Genomic DNA, 16,116 nt, shown 5'->3' with positions numbered 1-16,116 from the left:
TCCTTGTGCTTGTGAAATCAAATGTTAAAAGGTGACTCCAGCGACCAGCACGATGTTGCAGTACGGCTGACATTCGCCTGTACGAACAATCGCCCGTGCCTGTCGGCTGAGAACCTTGAATTGCTCGTGACTGAGCAGATCGCGACGGCCCAGAGCGCCCTCTTCATTCAACGCGTCCAGCGTATTCAGCGCGGTCGGTTGTTTGTCGAAGATTTCTTTGGCCAGTGCATGGCTTTCCACCTGCATCTCGCTGAGCACGACCTTCAGGGTGCTGACGAAATCCGGCACGCCATGGGTCAGCGCCAGATCAATCAGCTCGACGCCCGGCGGCACTGGCAGCCCGGCATCACCAATGACCACCATGTCGCCATGGCCCAGGGACGCGATCAGCCGCGACAGTGCGACGTTGAGCAGAGGAGTCTTTTTCATGCGGGTTCAAAAGCCTGTACGTCGGATTGGGTTGGAATGGACGGTTGCGCGCCGGCACGAGTTACTGACAGCGCGGCGGCGATCTGCCCGTAGCGAATCGCTTCAGCCTCGGACTTGCCATTGGCCAGCGCAGCGGCAAAACCACCGACGAAGGTGTCCCCCGCCGCTGTGGTGTCGACAGCCTTCACTTTCGGCGCCGGGAAATGCTCGAAGCCTTTGCCATTGGCGAACAGCGAACCTTGAGCACCGAGAGTAATGATGACTTTGCCTGCCCCCATGGCGATCAGCTTGCTGGCAGCACCTTCTGCGGTTTCCAGAGAATCCACCGGCAATCCGCTCAATGCGCCCGCTTCGCTCTCGTTGGGAATCAGGTAGTCGATTGCGGCAAACCAGTCTGCCGGCAACGGACGACTGGCCGGCGCCGGATTGAGAATGACGATTTTACCGAGGGCGCGGGCACGCTTGAGCGCATGCCCCACCGTAGCATCCGGAATTTCGAGCTGGCAGATAATCACGTCGGCGGCTTGCAACACTGCATCAAACCGGTCGATCACCGCGGGCGTCATTGCGCCGTTGGCGCCGGCGACGATGACAATGGCGTTCTGACTGTTGTCATCGACCACGATCAGCGCCACGCCGCTGGAGTCATTGACTGTGCTCACTGCCTGACAATCGATCTGCTCGGCCAACAAGGCGTCACGCAATTGCACGCCATAGTCGTCATTGCCAACGCAGCCGACCATCGCCACCTGTGCGCCCAAACGCGCGGCGGCCACCGCCTGATTGGCGCCCTTGCCACCGGAAACCGTGGCAAAGGAATGACCGATCAGCGTTTCACCGCCTACCGGCAGCCGCGGCGCCCGGGTCACCAGATCCATGTTCAGGCTGCCTATTACCACTACATTTGCTGGCATACATCATTACTCGTCAATTCGGTTTCAGCGGTATTCGGTGAACACGCCGGACAACGGTGCGGTCGATTCGCGCAAGACAATACTCGGGGTCACGATCCGCTGATCGGTACCCAGAGTCGGCGTAGCAATCCTTCGCAACAGCACTTCGGCGGCCATCTCTCCCAGTTGCAGGATCGATTGCCCTACCGTGGTGAGTGCCGGATACACGTAACGACTCATCTGGATATCGTCGAAGCCGATCACCGACAGCTCGCTCGGCACGCGAACATTGCGCTCCGCTGCAGCGCGCAGCACGCCGATGCCGATCATGTCGTTACCGGCAAAAATCGCGCTCGGCGGATTGCTTTCAAGCAGCGTCGCCGCCGCGTTGTAGCCGCCGGTACTGGTGAAATCACTTTCCAGCATGCGCTCCTGGCGGACCTCAACGCCCGCCTCTTTCAGCGCACGGCAATATCCCGCCAGACGCATCTGCGCCACGCTGGTACTGGCCGGACCGCCAATAGTGGCAATGTCGCGGTGACCCAATTCCAGCAAGTGCCGGGTGGCGAGGTAGGCGCCATATTCGTGATCGATGCGCACCAGATCGGCATCGACACCGTCCAGACCTCGGTCGACGATGACCATCGGCGTTTTCACGCCAGCCAGCCCTTGCGCCAGACCGCTGTCACCACCTGCGGAAGCAACGATCAGACCGTCGATGCGTTTCTCCAGCAATACGCGCAAATAGCTGCGTTGCTTGTCGGGGTTGTCGTCCGAGTTACAGAGGATCACGCAGTAGCCGTTACGCTCGCAGTAATCCTCGATGCCCCGCGCCAGTTCCGCGAAGTACGGGTTGAGACTGTTCGGCACCAGCAGGCCGATGGTTGCAGTGGTCTTGGCCTTCAGCGAGCGCGCCACCGCGCTCGGCACATAGTCGAGGCTCTTGATCGCCGCCTCGACTTTCAACCGCACCTCCTGACTGACCGGCCGGGTGTTGTTCACCACATGCGACACCGTCGTGTAGGAAATTCCCGCGAGGGCTGCCACATCCTTGATCGTTGCCATCTCTTAGCCCCGGCGACTGGCGCGCTGACTGCGATAAGTGTCGAGCACCACCGCGATCACGATGACCGCGCCCGTGATGATACGTTTGGTCGGCTCGGTTGCACCGATCTGCGCGAGCCCCGCCGCCAGTACCGAGATAATCAATACGCCAAAGAATGTACTGATCACCGAACCGCGTCCGCCCATCAGGCTGGTACCGCCAATCACCACCGCGGCGATCACTTGCAGCTCCAGACCGGAACCGGCATTCGGATCAGCGGCTTCCAGACGGGAAATCTGAAACAGCGCGGCGATACCGGCCAGCAGGCCCATCAGGCTGAACACCAGAATCTTGTAGGGTTTCGGATTGATCCCCGCCAGACGCACCGCCTCTTCGTTGGTACCGATGCCGATCAGGTAGCGACCGAATACGGTGCGGGTCAAAACCGCTTGAGCAATGATGATCACCAGCAAGGCAATGATGAACGATGGCGAGATGCCGAACGCGATCGGGTTCGACAACCAGGCGAACGAATCACCAATGTACGCGGTGCGCGATCCGGTCATCTGATACGCCAGACCCCGAGCCATTTCCAGCACGCCCAGGGAGACGATGAAAGATGGAATACGCCACGCAACAGTAATCGAACCAGTGACGGTACCGGCCAGCGCCGCCACTGCCATGCCGAGCAGCGCTGACGGCAACACGCCCCAGCCCCAACCGAGAATGGCGACGCTGACCGTAGAGGCCGCCAATGCCAGTACCGAACCAACGGACAGGTCGATGCCACCGATGATCAGTACAAAGGTCATGCCGACCGCCAAGACCATCAGATCAGGAATCTGGTTGGCCAAGGTACTGAAGGTGTTATACGACAGAAAGTGGCTGCTCAAGACCGAGAACAGCGCAATCATCGCCAGCAAGGCACCGGCCAGGCCAAGATAGGTGCCAAGGCCATAGAAGTTGCCACCACGTTTGCCGGCAGGAGATGCAGTTTTCATGGGAGATCCCTAGGCGCCGCTTCATTGAGCAGCGCATCACGTTTTTGGTAGCCGGCGAACGCGGCGGCAAGCAAGTCATCCTGGGTCCAGCTGTCGCGCTCGAAGGTGTCGATCAGCCGTCCTGCCGACAACACTCCGATCCGGTCGCAGATCAACATCAGTTCGCGCAGGTCACTGGACACCACAACCAGCGCTTTGCCTTGGCGCGTCAGTTCGCCGAGCAAGGCATAAATGTCAAATTTGGCGCCAACGTCGATGCCACGGGTCGGCTCATCGAACAGCAACACCGAACAATCACGCTCCAGCCAGCGGCCGATCACGACCTTCTGCTGGTTACCACCGGACAACTCTGAAACCAGCTGCGTCGGGCTTGAACTGCGGATGCGCATAGCGTCGATCTGACGTTGCGCCAATGCGATCTCGTCGCCGTTGTTGACGACACCGCCACTGGAGATTTCCGGCATATTGCCCAAAGCGATATTGGCGCTGATCGACTGACTGAGCAGCAGGCCTTCACCCTTGCGGTCCTCGGTGATCAACGCGATGCCATTGCGCACCGCATCGACTGGCGAGCGCACACTGACTACTTTGGCTGGCGAGCCAAGTGCAATGCTGCCGCTGTCAGCGGTGTCTGCACCGAATATCAAACGCAGTAATTCCGTGCGCCCTGCACCGATCAGTCCGGAAATCCCGAAGATCTCGCCGGCACGCACTTCGAACGAGACATCGCGCACTTTGTCAGAGCGAGTCAAACCGGTGATCGTCAGCGCCGGAGCACCAATCTTGCGCGGCCCCATGTCGATATGTTCGCCCAGTTCACGACCGACCATCAGCGTAACCAGTTGCTCGCTGTTGTAATTGGCCATCGGCTCGACGCAGACCAGATTGCCGTCACGCAGCACGGCAATCCGCTGTGCCACACGGGCGAGCTCTTCGAGACGGTGGGAAATGTAGATGATCGAAACGCCGCGCGCCTGCAATCGGGTGATCTGCTCAAAGAGCATTTCGACTTCACGCGCAGTGAGCATCGCGGTCGGTTCATCGAGGATCAGCACATGGCAGTCGCCGATCAGGTTACGGGCGATTTCGACCATCTGCTGATGCCCGATACCCAACTCGCCGACCAGCGTGTCCGGGTCAATTGCGTCGAGACCGACTTGCGCCATGGCTTCGATCGCCGCTTTGCGCAGTTGCTTACGGCTGATCCAGCCGCCGTTGCTTGGCAGATTGTCGAGAAACAGGTTTTCCGCGACCGACAATGTCGGCAACAGATTGAGTTCTTGCATGACCATGCGCACGCCCAGTTCTTCAGCCTGGGTGCGACTGCCCGGTCGATAGTCCTTGCCGTGGAATTGCATCTGGCCGGTGGTCGGGGTGACCAGTCCGCCAATGATCTTCGACAGGGTACTTTTGCCGGCACCATTCTCGCCGGTCAGCGCCAGTACTTCACCGCGCATCAGCGTCAGATCGATGCCGGTGAGCACCGGTTGCGCATAGGTCTTACCGATACCGCTGACCGAGAGGACAGCGTTCGGGGCGGAAACTGACATAAAAACTCTCCATGCGCTCGCCCGGACGGACGAGCGCCGTTGTGTCGCCAGAAGACTTACTGGGTGACCAGCTCGACCGGTGTTTCGATCACGCCGTTGGCGCCGCTGTCGACTTTCTCGCCCTTGATGATTTTCAGCGCGGTTTCGATGCCGAAAACAGCTTGCTTGGCAGCGAACTGGTCAGCAGTAGCCAGCACGCGGCCGTCCTTCAGCATTGGCTTGATGGCATTGATGTTGTCGTAACCGACGACCTGAACCTGACCGGCCTTGCCAGCGGCACGCACTGCGGAAACCGCACCTACAGCCATGCTGTCGTTGCCGGCCAGCAGCGCTTTGACATTTGGGTACTCGCTGAGGATCGACGCGGCAACCTTGTTGCCCTTGTCGATTTCCCAGTCACCGGATTGCAGGGAAACGATCTTGATCTGTGCAGCGTCCATCGCATCCTTGAAGCCAGCGGTGCGCTGCTGGGCATTGGTCGTGGTGGACACACCTTCAATGATGCCGACTTCGTCACCGGCCTTGAGCTGCTTGGCCAGATATTCACCGACCAGACGCGCACCCTTGCGGTTGTCCGGGCCTACGAAGGGCACGCTGATGTTTTTGCTTTTGACGATGGCCGGATCGAGCTGGTTGTCGATGTTGATCACGGTGATGCCGGCATCGACGGCTTTCTTGATCACCGGCACCATGGCCTTGGAATCGGAAGGCGCGATCACCAGTGCATTGACCTTTGCCAGGATCATTTGCTCGACGATGCGGGTCTGGCCGGCCGTATCGGTTTCATCCTTGATGCCGTTGGAGATCAGGTCGAAATCGGCGGAGTGTTCTTTCTGGTAGGCCTTGGCGCCATCTTCCATGGTCAGGAAGAATTCGTTGGCCAGAGACTTCATGACCAGCGCGACTTTAGGTTTTTCGGCGGATTCGGCGAACGCCGAAGAGACAGGTAGTGCGGCGGCTGTGGCAGCCAGCATAGCGACAGCAAGAAGACGTCCAGCGAATGGCAGCTTCATGGGTTCACTCCGATCTTATGATTATTGTGAGCAACGTTTGCGCTGGCGTAAGCTACATCGCTCTCTTCCGGACCCTACAATGCCGGGAGAGCCGCGCAAACGTTTGCGTAGACCGAACTATGCGAATCCCGCCGACATTTGTCAACAATCAGAAATCGTCATTTGTTGTAGGGCGAATCGTCCGACTCGCCCCTTCGCTGCTTATGCAGTGGTACTGACCAAATTCCCGCTGGTGGAACTCTTGGACATTTCCTTGACCAATGCACCCGCCACTTCTGCCATCGCGGCGCTGGTTTGCGCGATCTGCCCCTGAATGGACATGACCGCCTGTGATTTCGCCTCGGGCGTCGGATAGGTTTCAGCTTGTGCCGCAGCCAGTTGCTGTTGCTGCTCCTGAAGTTGCTTCTGCAATTCCTGCATGCGCTTGAGCAGCATCTTGACGGTAACGCTCAGGTTACTGCCGCTTTCAGCCTTGCTGTCTTCTTGCGCAGCACCACCGGTTCTGACCTGATTGCTCTCATCTTTCTCAGTGCCCAGCGCCTCGGTTGAAGCATCCGCTTCCGCCTCGCTCAAGGCATTGATCGTCGCCGCCGTTTTGCCGCCGATGGTGACTGCCCCGGGATTTGAAAAACCGACCGTCAGTGACATGTGAACTCCCTACGTTTTAGTTTCCTTGAACACCCATCGGCCCGCGCGAGGGTTTCTTTAGCAGAAAAACCGAAACCGGCAACTCGAAACACCCGACAAAAGCAGTAGTCCTTTTCGGAGAGCCGAACACGAAAGCGCCGACTGTTCGGAAACCCGGATGAACGATTCAATCCAAGATTTGCCGACTCATAAAATCTTGATTTAAATCATCAAGTTAAACATTTCTCTGACGCAAAGTACGGCTGGTACAGATCCTGCTCCCTTCACCGCACTCCGGGCATCCAGATCGGCTTGGGGTGCATCTAGATGAACCTGCATCAGCACCGTCTCACTACTAGAGAGAAAAATAATGAAATCTGCTTTCAACACTTTGGTTCCGGGCGCTTTAGCCCTTCTCCTGCTCCTGCCCACCGCCCTTCAGGCGAAAGAAGTCGAAACCCAGACCAAGCTCGCTAACGTCGTGGTACTTGCTACGGGCGGCACCATTGCCGGTGCTGGCGCGAGCGCCGCCAACAGCGCCACCTATCAGGCGGCCAAGGTCGGCGTCGAACAATTGATCGCCGGCATTCCCGAACTGAGCAAACTGGCGAACGTGCGTGGCGAACAAGTCATGCAGATTGCCTCGGAAAGCATCACCAACGAAAACCTGCTGCAACTGGGTCGTCGCGTGGCCGAACTGGCTGATAGCAAAGACGTCGACGGCATCGTCATCACCCACGGCACCGACACCCTGGAGGAAACCGCTTACTTCCTCAATCTGGTGGAAAAAACCGACAAGCCGATCATCGTCGTCGGCTCGATGCGTCCGGGCACCGCCATGTCTGCAGACGGCATGCTCAACCTGTACAACGCCGTGGCCGTGGCCAGCAGCAAAGAAGCGCACGGCAAAGGCGTACTGGTGACCATGAACGATGAAATCCAGTCCGGTCGCGACGTCAGCAAAATGATCAACATCAAAACCGAGGCGTTCAAAAGTGCCTGGGGCCCACTGGGCATGGTGGTTGAAGGCAAATCCTACTGGTTCCGCTTGCCAGCCAAGCGTCACACCATGGATTCGGAATTCGACATCAAAAATATCAAGAGCCTTCCTGACGTAGAAATCGCTTATTCCTACGGCAACGTCAGCGATACTGCCTACAAGGCTCTCGCCCAATCCGGTGCCAAGGCCATCATCCATGCCGGTACTGGCAACGGCTCGGTATCCTCCCGCGTGGTGCCAGCTCTGCAAGCACTGCGCAAGGATGGCGTGCAAATCATTCGTTCGTCCCACGTCAACGCTGGCGGCTTCGTTCTGCGTAACGCCGAGCAGCCTGACGACAAATACGACTGGGTTGTCGCTCACGACCTGAACCCGCAAAAAGCCCGCATCCTGGCAATGGTCGCTTTGACCAAAACCAACGACAGCAAAGAGCTGCAACGGATGTTCTGGGAATATTGATGGACCTTCGCCCAATCAATTCTTGATTGGGCACCCTGCGCCATTCGCCTGTCGGGCGGGTGGTGCATCGCTCACAACGCTCTCGCACTTTTCCCACAAAAAATTCGACACGACCTACACCAAAATCGGAAAACCGCTGTCAGAGGATTTTCTTGAATTTTAAGCAGTTGCGAAAATGCTTACAGTTAAATACTGTATGCACGTACAGCTTAATAAGGATAACCTCGTGGCCACCTCCCCAGATGCTCCTGACGCTTACGAACGCATGGGCATGCGCGTTCAGAAAATCATCAATTCCCCCACCGCACAGAAAGCCAAAGCGGCACTGATCTTCCGTCTGCCGGACGAGCCGATGGACGAGTGGGAGCGCCTGCTCGAGGAAATCGACGAGAACGACAACGTCACCCTCGCCTATCGCGACGACGGTGGCGTGCAGATTTTTTGGGTTGTACCGAAGGAAGATTGATTCAATGAGTGTCCGCTGTTTTGCTTTGCTGCTTTTGTTCATCGCCGTGGGTGCCCAGGCTGGCGCGCCCCGCACATTTACCGAAGCCAAGAAGGTCGCCTGGAAGCTGTATGCACCACAGTCCACAGAGTTTTATTGCGGGTGCAAGTACACCGGCAACAAGGTTGACCTGAAGGCTTGCGGTTACGTACCGCGCAAGAATGCCAAGCGTGCATCACGCATTGAATGGGAACACATCGTGCCTGCCTGGCAGTTCGGTCATCAGCGTCAGTGCTGGCAGGAAGGTGGACGCAAGAACTGCACGCGTTACGACCCAAGCTATCAGAAAGCTGAAGCCGATCTGCATAACCTGGTGCCAAGTATTGGCGAGGTCAACGGAGACCGCAGCAACTTCAGCTACGGCTGGCTGCCGGTGCAATCCGGGCAGTATGGCTCGTGCCTGACCCAGGTCGACTTCAAGGCGAAGAAGGTCATGCCTCGCCCGTCGATTCGCGGCATGATCGCCCGCACTTACTTCTACATGAGCAAGCAATACGGCTTGCGCCTGTCGAAGCAGGATCGACAATTGTACGAGGCCTGGGACAAGACTTACCCGGTGCAGGACTGGGAGCGTCAGCGTAATCAAAGCGTGGCGTGCGTGATGGGACGCGGCAATGAATTTGTCGGCCCGGTGAACATGAAAGCCTGCGGCTGATCAACCACTGGAAAAAAGGCCTCGAACGTCATGTCCGAGGCCTTTTTTGTGGCTAGCTGCCCGCCTTGTTGTAACGCCAATAGCCCATCAGGTTGAGCGACTCCCGCGCGATTCCGCATTCTTTGACCAGGTACCTGCGCAGGCTCATCACTGCGGCGCTTTCTCCAGCGATCCAGCCATAGAAACCTTCACTGGCTGTCTCGGCTATTTCCCAAAGAATCTCTTTGTCGATATCGACCTCGGCCAACTCGACAGCCTGGCCGATGGATGAGGCATGAATGGGGGGAACCGCTTTCTGTACCGCCGCCACCATCAACGTACCGGCGCTGGCTTGATCCCGGATCAACCACTGCACCGTCAGCCCGGCCCAATCGGGAACTGCCAGCATATCCTCGACACTGTCGACTTCGAAAAACGCCTGCGTCAGGGGTGGCTCGGCCATAGCGGCCAACTCATCGAGAATGCCCATGGCCGCAGGTAGCGCCGTGCCGTCGGCGACCAACAGAACCTGCTTGAGAGACTGCGGCGGCTTCCATTCGAATCCGCCGGCGTCCTGTGCTGAAAAGCGGCGATCCGGAGCGAGAATCTGCATCGAATCACCGGGCTGCGCCCGAAGCGCCCACCGCGAAGCCGGTCCGGTTTCACCGTGCAGAACAAAATCAATATCCACTTCGCCTTGTTCGGCCCGCAAATGGCGAATGGTGTAGGTGCGCATCGCCGGACGTCGATCGGCAATCATTGCCTTGAAGCGGGCGTACCAACCCTCGCCCTGAGCAAGCCTGGCAGGCGAACCATCAGCCGCAGGAAAAAACAGTTTCACCCTTTGATCCGGCGCCCAGGTGGCCATTTCTTTAACAGCAGGACTGGCCAGCGTGATCCGCATCATGTGCGGGCTGAGTAAGGTTTTGCGATGCAGGATGACGTCGAACAGCTTGTAAGGATTGGCGGAGGCCATGCGGAGCTCCTTCGGAAAATCGTGACTGACTCGTATAAGACGAGCCACATCCGAGGTCCTTTAGGTTGCTCCGCTGAAACGCAGCGCTTAGGGCGTGAGCGGGTGCTCGATCACGACCGATTCAATATTCTGCTTCTTGGCTTTCACCAGAGCAGCATCCACTTGTACTTTTCGGGCTTCAGCTTCGGCTTGCGAGTTGAAAGGACCAATCAGAATTCGTGCTTTGCCACTGCTGTCCTTGATCACCGTAGGTACGAAAGCGTGCTCGATCAACCAGCCGCTAAGGTCGCTGACAGCCTGCGGGGTTTCGCCGCGCACTTCGAGATCCCATTGTGGTGCCGCAGCCGCAGCCGGCGCCGTCACTACAGCCGATTGTGGTTTTGCTGCGTCTGCATTCTTGCCTTCACCACACCCAGTCAATACCAGTGCCGCGACCAACCAAACCAATTTGCGCACAACGCTTTCCTCGAAATTCTCAAAGCCGCGATCTTATCATTCATAAATACTTCGCGAGGCCCGCAAAATGGGCACAAAACAACGAGATTGATGGTTGCAGCCTCTGTATAGTTACGCCCTGGGAATTAATGCCGCTTCTGCGCGTCAGAAAGAGGCACCCAAACCGTGAGACTTAGCACTAATCTATACGTACCACCGACCTCTGCACTGTCTGAATCAGGTGCCCTACAAAGCAATCAAGGAGAAGACCATGCTGATACTCACCCGCAAAGTCGGTGAAAGCATAAACATCGGTGATGACATCACTATCACCATTCTGGGCGTAAGCGGCCAACAGGTCCGCATTGGCATCAACGCTCCGAAAAACGTTGCAGTGCACCGTGAAGAGATTTACCAGCGCATTCAGGCTGGCCTGACCGCCCCGGACAAGCCACAAACTCCCTGAGCCAAATCGCAGTCAGTAGCCAGTCCGTTTACCTTGTGGAATGACTGGCTAGAGATTCACGCGCCGTATTGCCATCCGCTCCCCACTCCGCTGGGCACGGCGCCTGACACACTCCCCCCCTTTCACGCATCCCCTCTTGCTGCCGGATACTACCTGCCATCCCCCTGGCTGGCTGTCGGACGTTTCCGATAGAGCGCAGAGAATTCGCCCTCTAACTGAATGTCACGCCACGCGCCATGCCCGTGGCCGCCACCATCATCAGTACCAGCAACAACGCCTCGACATGACTGATTCGCGCGTACAGCTTGGCGCGCCCGGTATCGATTGCTGCACCGCGTGCGGACGCGATCCGCCACTTGATCAACGTGATCATCGGGGCGAGCTCTACAATCAGGATCAGCACAAACAGCGTCATCTTCAGATGAAACAGCGGCTGATGAAGATAATAGTCAGTGCCTTTTTCAAAGCCGGCAAAAGCCCGCATCGCGCCTGTCACCAGCAGAATCAACGCAGAGATACCCCATAGGTTATCAGCCAGCAAAACGCGCTTGGTCTCACCTGCACCAGCAGCGAGGCGACTGAATGCCGTTCCTCGCGTCAGAACCGCCCAAAAGCCCAGGGCAAAAGCCAGTAGATGAATAGCTGCTAGAAACCAGTGAACCAGCATCGATACACCCCATCAGAAAGAGTTGAAAATCGGCCAGTCAGTAGTAGTCGAAAAAGTAGCGATTTGCCTGCGAGGAATCGCCAGGCAATTACAAAGGATCGAGAGGAAAATGAAGCGGCAAAACCAAATCGCAGGCAAAAAAAATCCCAAGCAGCTGATGGAAGCTTGGGATTTAAAAATGCATAAACCGTGGTGGTGAACGCGGGGCGAATGTTACTTAATTCCACGAACAGTAACAACGTTTTTTTGATAACCGGCTGGTTAGTAACACTCGTAACCTGTTCAATATCCACACTTTTTCAAAGGCCGCTGGCGACGAACGGTGAATCGTCAACCAACTGCCTGACCCGACGACGCAGAAATTCGATCATAGGTGGGAGGCACGACGAAGGCTTGCGCACGCCATTCAGCAAGGACTGCTAAACGGTGAAGCACGACTCGCAGTGGATCAACAGGCCTCGCATGGAATTTCGAATGCCCTGAGATCGACTAAACGCGAAATCCAGCTGGCGCCTTGAGGAGGGTTTGCAAAAGTATTGCAAATCGCAGACAACAAAAAAGGGCCCACCTTTCGGTGAGCCCTTCTAGACCGCCCAGCAGAGCGGATTTTGTTTGGTAGGCGCGATTGGACTCGAACCAACGACCCCCACCATGTCAAGGTGGTGCTCTAACCAACTGAGCTACGTGCCTGCTGTGAGGCGGCATTCTACGGAATTCCGGAGGGGTGTCAACACCTTTTTTTTCACCTAACCCTATGAATATGCAAAATATTTAATTTCGGGGCTCCGACGAAGATTTTCCGGTGGCTGGCGGAGGTTTTTCAACTCGGGTAGGATCGACGCACTCGTAAAATATATTAAACAGAGGCTGCAGGATGGCGAACACCCTTTACCCAGAGTCCTATTACGCTGCGTCGGCCAATGCCGTACCGCCTCGCCCTGCCTTGCAGGATGATGTGGAGACGGACGTCTGTGTGATCGGCGCCGGGTATACCGGATTGTCCTCTGCCCTGTTTCTGCTGGAAAACGGTTTTCGCGTCACCGTGCTGGAAGCGGCCAAGGTCGGTTTCGGCGCTTCCGGGCGTAATGGCGGGCAGATCGTTAACAGCTATAGCCGCGACATTGACGTGATCGAGCGCAGCGTCGGCCCCAAGCAAGCGCAGCTGCTCGGACATATGGCGTTCGAGGGTGGGCGGATCATTCGCGAGCGTGTGGCCAAGTACAACATCCAGTGCGACCTGAAGGATGGCGGCGTATTCGCAGCCATTACCGCCAAGCAGATGGGCCACCTCGAATCGCAGAAGCGCCTCTGGGAGCGCTTTGGTCATACGCAGCTGGAATTGCTCGATCAACGTCGTATTCGCGAAGTGGTTGCCTGCGATCAATACGTCGGCGGCATGCTCGACATGAGCGGCGGGCACATTCACCCGCTGAACCTCGCGCTCGGCGAAGCGGCAGCGGTCGAGTCCCTCGGCGGCACCATCTATGAGCAATCGCCTGCCGTGCGCATCGAGCGCGGCGCCAACCCGGTGGTGCATACGCCGCAAGGCAAGGTCAGGGCCAAATTCATCATCGTCGCCGGCAATGCCTACCTCGGCAATCTGGTGCCGGAACTGGCCGCCAAATCGATGCCATGCGGCACGCAAGTGATCACCACCGAACCGCTGGGAGACGAGCTGGCGAAAGCTTTGCTGCCCCAGGACTACTGCGTTGAAGACTGCAATTACCTGCTCGACTACTACCGTCTCACGGGTGACAAGCGCCTGATCTTCGGCGGCGGCGTGGTGTATGGCGCGCGTGATCCGGCGAACATCGAAGCGATCATCCGTCCAAAAATGCTCAAAGCCTTCCCGCAGCTCAAAGATGTGAAAATTGATTACGCCTGGACTGGCAACTTCCTGCTGACCCTGTCGCGCTTGCCGCAGGTCGGGCGCTTGGGCGACAACATCTATTATTCGCAAGGTTGCAGCGGTCATGGCGTGACCTATACACACTTGGCAGGCAAGGTGTTGGCAGAAGCGTTGCGCGGGCAGGCCGAGCGTTTTGATGCGTTTGCCGATTTGCCGCACTACCCGTTCCCCGGCGGACAGTTGCTGCGTACGCCATTTGCTGCGTTAGGTGCCTGGTATTACGGCTTGCGCGACAAATTCGGGATGTAAAAAAGGGCCGCTGAACAGCGGCCCTTTTGATTTCAACACTGAACGGTCTTACAGTTGATCCCGAGCAATCCCGCTACGGATGCGCAGGATATCAGCCAGCACCGCCAAGGCAATTTCCGCTGGCGTCTTGCTGCCGAGGTTAAGCCCGATCGGCGCATGAATCCGCGCCAACTCGTTCTCCCCCAGCCCGCCAATCCGACGTAACCGCTCAAAGCGCTTCTGCGAAGTCTGCTGCGAGCCCATCACGCCGATGTAGAACGCCTCAGTGCGCACCGCTTCCATCATCGCCAGATCATCGATGCGCGGATCATGCGTCAGCGCCACGACCGCCGTATCACGATGACAACCACCGTCAGCAATAAACACCGACGGCAATTGCCGACGAATTTCCACGCCATCCAGCACCACGCCTTCAAGCACCTCGTCACGCGGATCGCAGAGAATCACCTCAAAACCCAATCCAACGGCAAACTCGGCACACGCCTGCGCCACACTGGAATACCCAGCGAGCAATAAACGCTGCGCCGCGCCAACGCGAATCCGCACCCGATCAATCTCGCGCTCGATCCGCGCACCCTGCTCGCGATCAGCGAACAGACTGCGCGCACCACTGGCCAGATCAACCTCGCGAATCAAGCGGCGCTGACCGAGCAGCGCCGACTCCAATTCACGCAGATGCGCCTGCACCTCGCAGTCAGCGTCAAATTTCTCTACCAGCACATCGAGAATGCCGCCACAAGGCAGGCTAACCCGCGAGCGCGGATCGTCGCCTTCGCCGTAACGCACGACATTGACCGCATCGAGAAACGCACCTTCGGCGACGCGCTCGAGAAAATCTTCCTCGACGCAGCCGCCGGACAGCGAGCCGATCCACTGTCCGCTGTCATTCACTGCCAGCAGCGAACCCGGCGCACGTGGCGCCGAGCCGTAAGTGGTCAGCACGGTGCAGAGCCAGATGCGCTGCCCCGCCACCGACCACTTCAGCGCTCGCCGCACCACTTGTAGATCGAGATGCTGCATGTCAGTGCGCCTTGTGCTCGATGGACGGTGCGTCGGCTTGCAGCTTCTGCACTTCACTCACGGCCAACTCAGCGGATTGACCACCCCAACCTTGACGCAGGTAGTTGAGCAGATCGGTCAGCTGTTCAGGACTGAGCTTGCCAGCGAAGCCCGGCATCGGTTGCATGTGCTCGAAGCCGGAGAACTTCTGCTCGCCGATACCGTCCTCGATCACCCGCAAAAGATTGCGCGGATCTTCCAGGCGCAGCGTGGTGTTGCCGCGCATGGCCACCGCGATATGCGGTTTGCCTTCGCCACCGACCGCGTGACAGCCAGCGCAGACGTTCAGATATTCCTGACGGCCGCGCTGGGCACTGGCGCTGAGCTGTTCTACCGGCACTTCAACAAGTGCTTTGGCAGCAGGCGGTTTGTCGCCGAGCAGGAATGTCGCCATCGCCGCCAGATCGGTATCGCTCAGACCCTGAGTGCTGTTGTGGAACACCGGGAACATCTCGTTGAACATCGTCCCCTGCGCACTCATGCCGTGCTTGAGGAACGTGCTCAGATCCTGCTCGTTCCAGCCGCGCGCGGCCAGATCAGTGGCCAGCAGGCTCGGCGCTAGGTAGCCATTGAGGATGCCGCCGGTCAGGCGCTTATCCAACTGCATCGCGCCCGGCAGGCCGCGTGGCGTGTGGCATTCGCCGCAGTGACCGAGCACTTCGACCATATACTGGCCGCGTTTCCAGGCTTCGCTTTTGCCTTCGGCTGGCTCCAGTTTCAGCGCTTTGCCGTACATCATGTTCCAGCCGATCAGGCCCGGACGCACGTTAAACGGGAAGCTCAGACTGGTGACCGGGGCTGCACGCTCGATCGGTTCGATGGTTTTCAGGTACGCATGAATCGCATCCGAATCTGCACGCGGCATCAAGTGATACGAGGTGTACGGCATCGCCGGATACAGGTTCGCGCTATCGCGACGCTTGCCTTCGGTCAGTGCAGCGAAGAACTCGTCATCGTTGTACAGACCGATGCCGTGCTCCTTGCTCGGTGTAATGTTGGTGCCGTAGATCGTGCCGAACGGCGAGACGATCGGCAGACCACCGGCAAACGGCGCGCCGCCCGCTGCGGTGTGGCAAGCCATGCAGTCGGCGGCGCGGGCGAGGTATTCGCCGCGCTTGACCTGATCATCAGCGTGGGCAAACAACACCGGCGCAGCGAGGCCGACCGCCAGGGTCAGGCGGGTCAGAAAAAGCTTCATG

At 58.0% G+C, this 16,116-nt stretch carries 17 protein-coding genes and 1 tRNA gene; 5 read left to right on the top strand and 13 right to left on the bottom strand.

The features are described from left to right. Nucleotides 1–24 precede the first annotated feature (24 nt). The 7 genes from rbsD to CKW17_RS28120 form a co-directional block, all read right to left on the bottom strand. Nucleotides 25–429, bottom strand: a complete 405-nt coding sequence (rbsD, locus tag CKW17_RS28150) for a D-ribose pyranase (RefSeq protein WP_007913481.1) — start codon at nt 427–429, stop codon at nt 25–27. Continuing rightward, entirely contained in the window at nt 426–1,343 is a 918-nt protein-coding gene (gene rbsK / locus CKW17_RS28145; RefSeq protein WP_095123152.1) for a ribokinase, read from the bottom strand. The genes rbsD and rbsK overlap by 4 nt, the downstream gene beginning before the upstream one ends. Nucleotides 1,344–1,367: 24 nt before the next feature. Beyond that, nucleotides 1,368–2,387: a LacI family DNA-binding transcriptional regulator gene (locus CKW17_RS28140; RefSeq protein ID WP_095123151.1), complete on the bottom strand. Its 1,020-nt coding sequence runs from the start codon at nt 2,385–2,387 to the stop codon at nt 1,368–1,370. A 3-nt stretch (nt 2,388–2,390) separates the two neighbouring features. Beyond that, a complete protein-coding gene (locus tag CKW17_RS28135; RefSeq protein WP_095123149.1) occupies nt 2,391–3,368 on the bottom strand; it encodes an ABC transporter permease in 978 nt (325 codons plus the stop codon). Continuing rightward, nucleotides 3,365–4,918 carry a sugar ABC transporter ATP-binding protein gene (locus CKW17_RS28130; protein WP_095123147.1) on the bottom strand — a complete coding sequence of 518 codons (1,554 nt, stop codon included), beginning with the start codon at nt 4,916–4,918 and terminating at the stop codon, nt 3,365–3,367. The genes CKW17_RS28135 and CKW17_RS28130 overlap by 4 nt, the downstream gene beginning before the upstream one ends. A 56-nt stretch (nt 4,919–4,974) precedes the next feature. Further along, complete coding sequence (locus CKW17_RS28125) at nt 4,975–5,931, bottom strand: sugar ABC transporter substrate-binding protein (RefSeq protein WP_095123145.1); 957 nt, start codon at nt 5,929–5,931, stop codon at nt 4,975–4,977. A 201-nt stretch (nt 5,932–6,132) separates the two neighbouring features. Then, nucleotides 6,133–6,579 (bottom strand): hypothetical protein, encoded by a 447-nt coding sequence (locus CKW17_RS28120; RefSeq protein WP_095123143.1) that lies wholly within the window; start codon nt 6,577–6,579, stop codon nt 6,133–6,135. 349 nt (nt 6,580–6,928) lie between these two features. Between CKW17_RS28120 and CKW17_RS28115 the strand changes: the two genes are divergently transcribed. From CKW17_RS28115 to CKW17_RS28105, 3 genes are all read left to right on the top strand, one after another. After that, nucleotides 6,929–8,017: an asparaginase gene (locus CKW17_RS28115; RefSeq protein WP_034152752.1), complete on the top strand. Its 1,089-nt coding sequence runs from the start codon at nt 6,929–6,931 to the stop codon at nt 8,015–8,017. Between the two features lie 196 nt (nt 8,018–8,213). Beyond that, complete coding sequence (locus CKW17_RS28110) at nt 8,214–8,483, top strand: DUF1654 domain-containing protein (RefSeq protein WP_166219800.1); 270 nt, start codon at nt 8,214–8,216, stop codon at nt 8,481–8,483. A gap of 4 nt (nt 8,484–8,487) precedes the next feature. Then, nucleotides 8,488–9,177 carry an endonuclease gene (locus tag CKW17_RS28105; RefSeq protein WP_077571941.1) on the top strand — a complete coding sequence of 230 codons (690 nt, stop codon included), beginning with the start codon at nt 8,488–8,490 and terminating at the stop codon, nt 9,175–9,177. A gap of 52 nt (nt 9,178–9,229) precedes the next feature. Here CKW17_RS28105 and CKW17_RS28100 read toward each other — a convergent pair whose 3' ends face one another. Together CKW17_RS28100 and CKW17_RS28095 are read right to left on the bottom strand one after the other, a co-directional pair. After that, nucleotides 9,230–10,132 (bottom strand): siderophore-interacting protein, encoded by a 903-nt coding sequence (locus tag CKW17_RS28100; protein ID WP_095123141.1) that lies wholly within the window; start codon nt 10,130–10,132, stop codon nt 9,230–9,232. An 87-nt stretch (nt 10,133–10,219) separates the two neighbouring features. Continuing rightward, the gene (locus CKW17_RS28095) at nt 10,220–10,588 is read right to left on the bottom strand and encodes a penicillin-binding protein activator LpoB (RefSeq protein WP_095123139.1); all 369 of its coding nucleotides are present in this window, start codon (nt 10,586–10,588) and stop codon (nt 10,220–10,222) included. Between the two features lie 250 nt (nt 10,589–10,838). Between CKW17_RS28095 and csrA the strand changes: the two genes are divergently transcribed. Continuing rightward, nucleotides 10,839–11,033: a carbon storage regulator CsrA gene (gene csrA / locus CKW17_RS28090; RefSeq protein ID WP_003179932.1), complete on the top strand. Its 195-nt coding sequence runs from the start codon at nt 10,839–10,841 to the stop codon at nt 11,031–11,033. A 211-nt stretch (nt 11,034–11,244) separates the two neighbouring features. Here the strand turns inward: csrA and CKW17_RS28085 are convergent, their stop codons facing one another. Both CKW17_RS28085 and CKW17_RS28080 read right to left on the bottom strand, forming a co-directional pair. Next, nucleotides 11,245–11,700, bottom strand: a complete 456-nt coding sequence (locus tag CKW17_RS28085) for a DUF2214 family protein (protein WP_095123137.1) — start codon at nt 11,698–11,700, stop codon at nt 11,245–11,247. A 613-nt stretch (nt 11,701–12,313) separates the two neighbouring features. Continuing rightward, nucleotides 12,314–12,390: transfer RNA gene (locus tag CKW17_RS28080), tRNA-Val, on the bottom strand. A 184-nt stretch (nt 12,391–12,574) separates the two neighbouring features. Here CKW17_RS28080 and CKW17_RS28075 point away from each other — a divergent pair. Further along, the gene (locus tag CKW17_RS28075; RefSeq protein WP_095123135.1) at nt 12,575–13,858 is read left to right on the top strand and encodes an FAD-binding oxidoreductase; all 1,284 of its coding nucleotides are present in this window, start codon (nt 12,575–12,577) and stop codon (nt 13,856–13,858) included. Nucleotides 13,859–13,906: 48 nt separating this feature from the next. On the opposite strand, the gene CKW17_RS28070 is transcribed toward CKW17_RS28075, so the two are convergent. Both CKW17_RS28070 and CKW17_RS28065 read right to left on the bottom strand, forming a co-directional pair. Further along, nucleotides 13,907–14,878, bottom strand: coding sequence for an XdhC family protein (locus CKW17_RS28070; protein WP_095123133.1), 972 nt, complete (start codon nt 14,876–14,878; stop codon nt 13,907–13,909). 1 nt (nt 14,879) lies between these two features. Beyond that, nucleotides 14,880–16,115, bottom strand: a complete 1,236-nt coding sequence (locus CKW17_RS28065; protein ID WP_095123132.1) for a cytochrome c — start codon at nt 16,113–16,115, stop codon at nt 14,880–14,882. Nucleotide 16,116 lies beyond the last annotated feature (1 nt).

Origin of the sequence: Pseudomonas sp. Irchel s3f10, from assembly GCF_900187515.1 — a bacterium.
GTDB lineage: Bacteria > Pseudomonadota > Gammaproteobacteria > Pseudomonadales > Pseudomonadaceae > Aquipseudomonas > Aquipseudomonas tensinigenes.
This window is presented reverse-complemented; position numbering and strand designations above follow the sequence as displayed.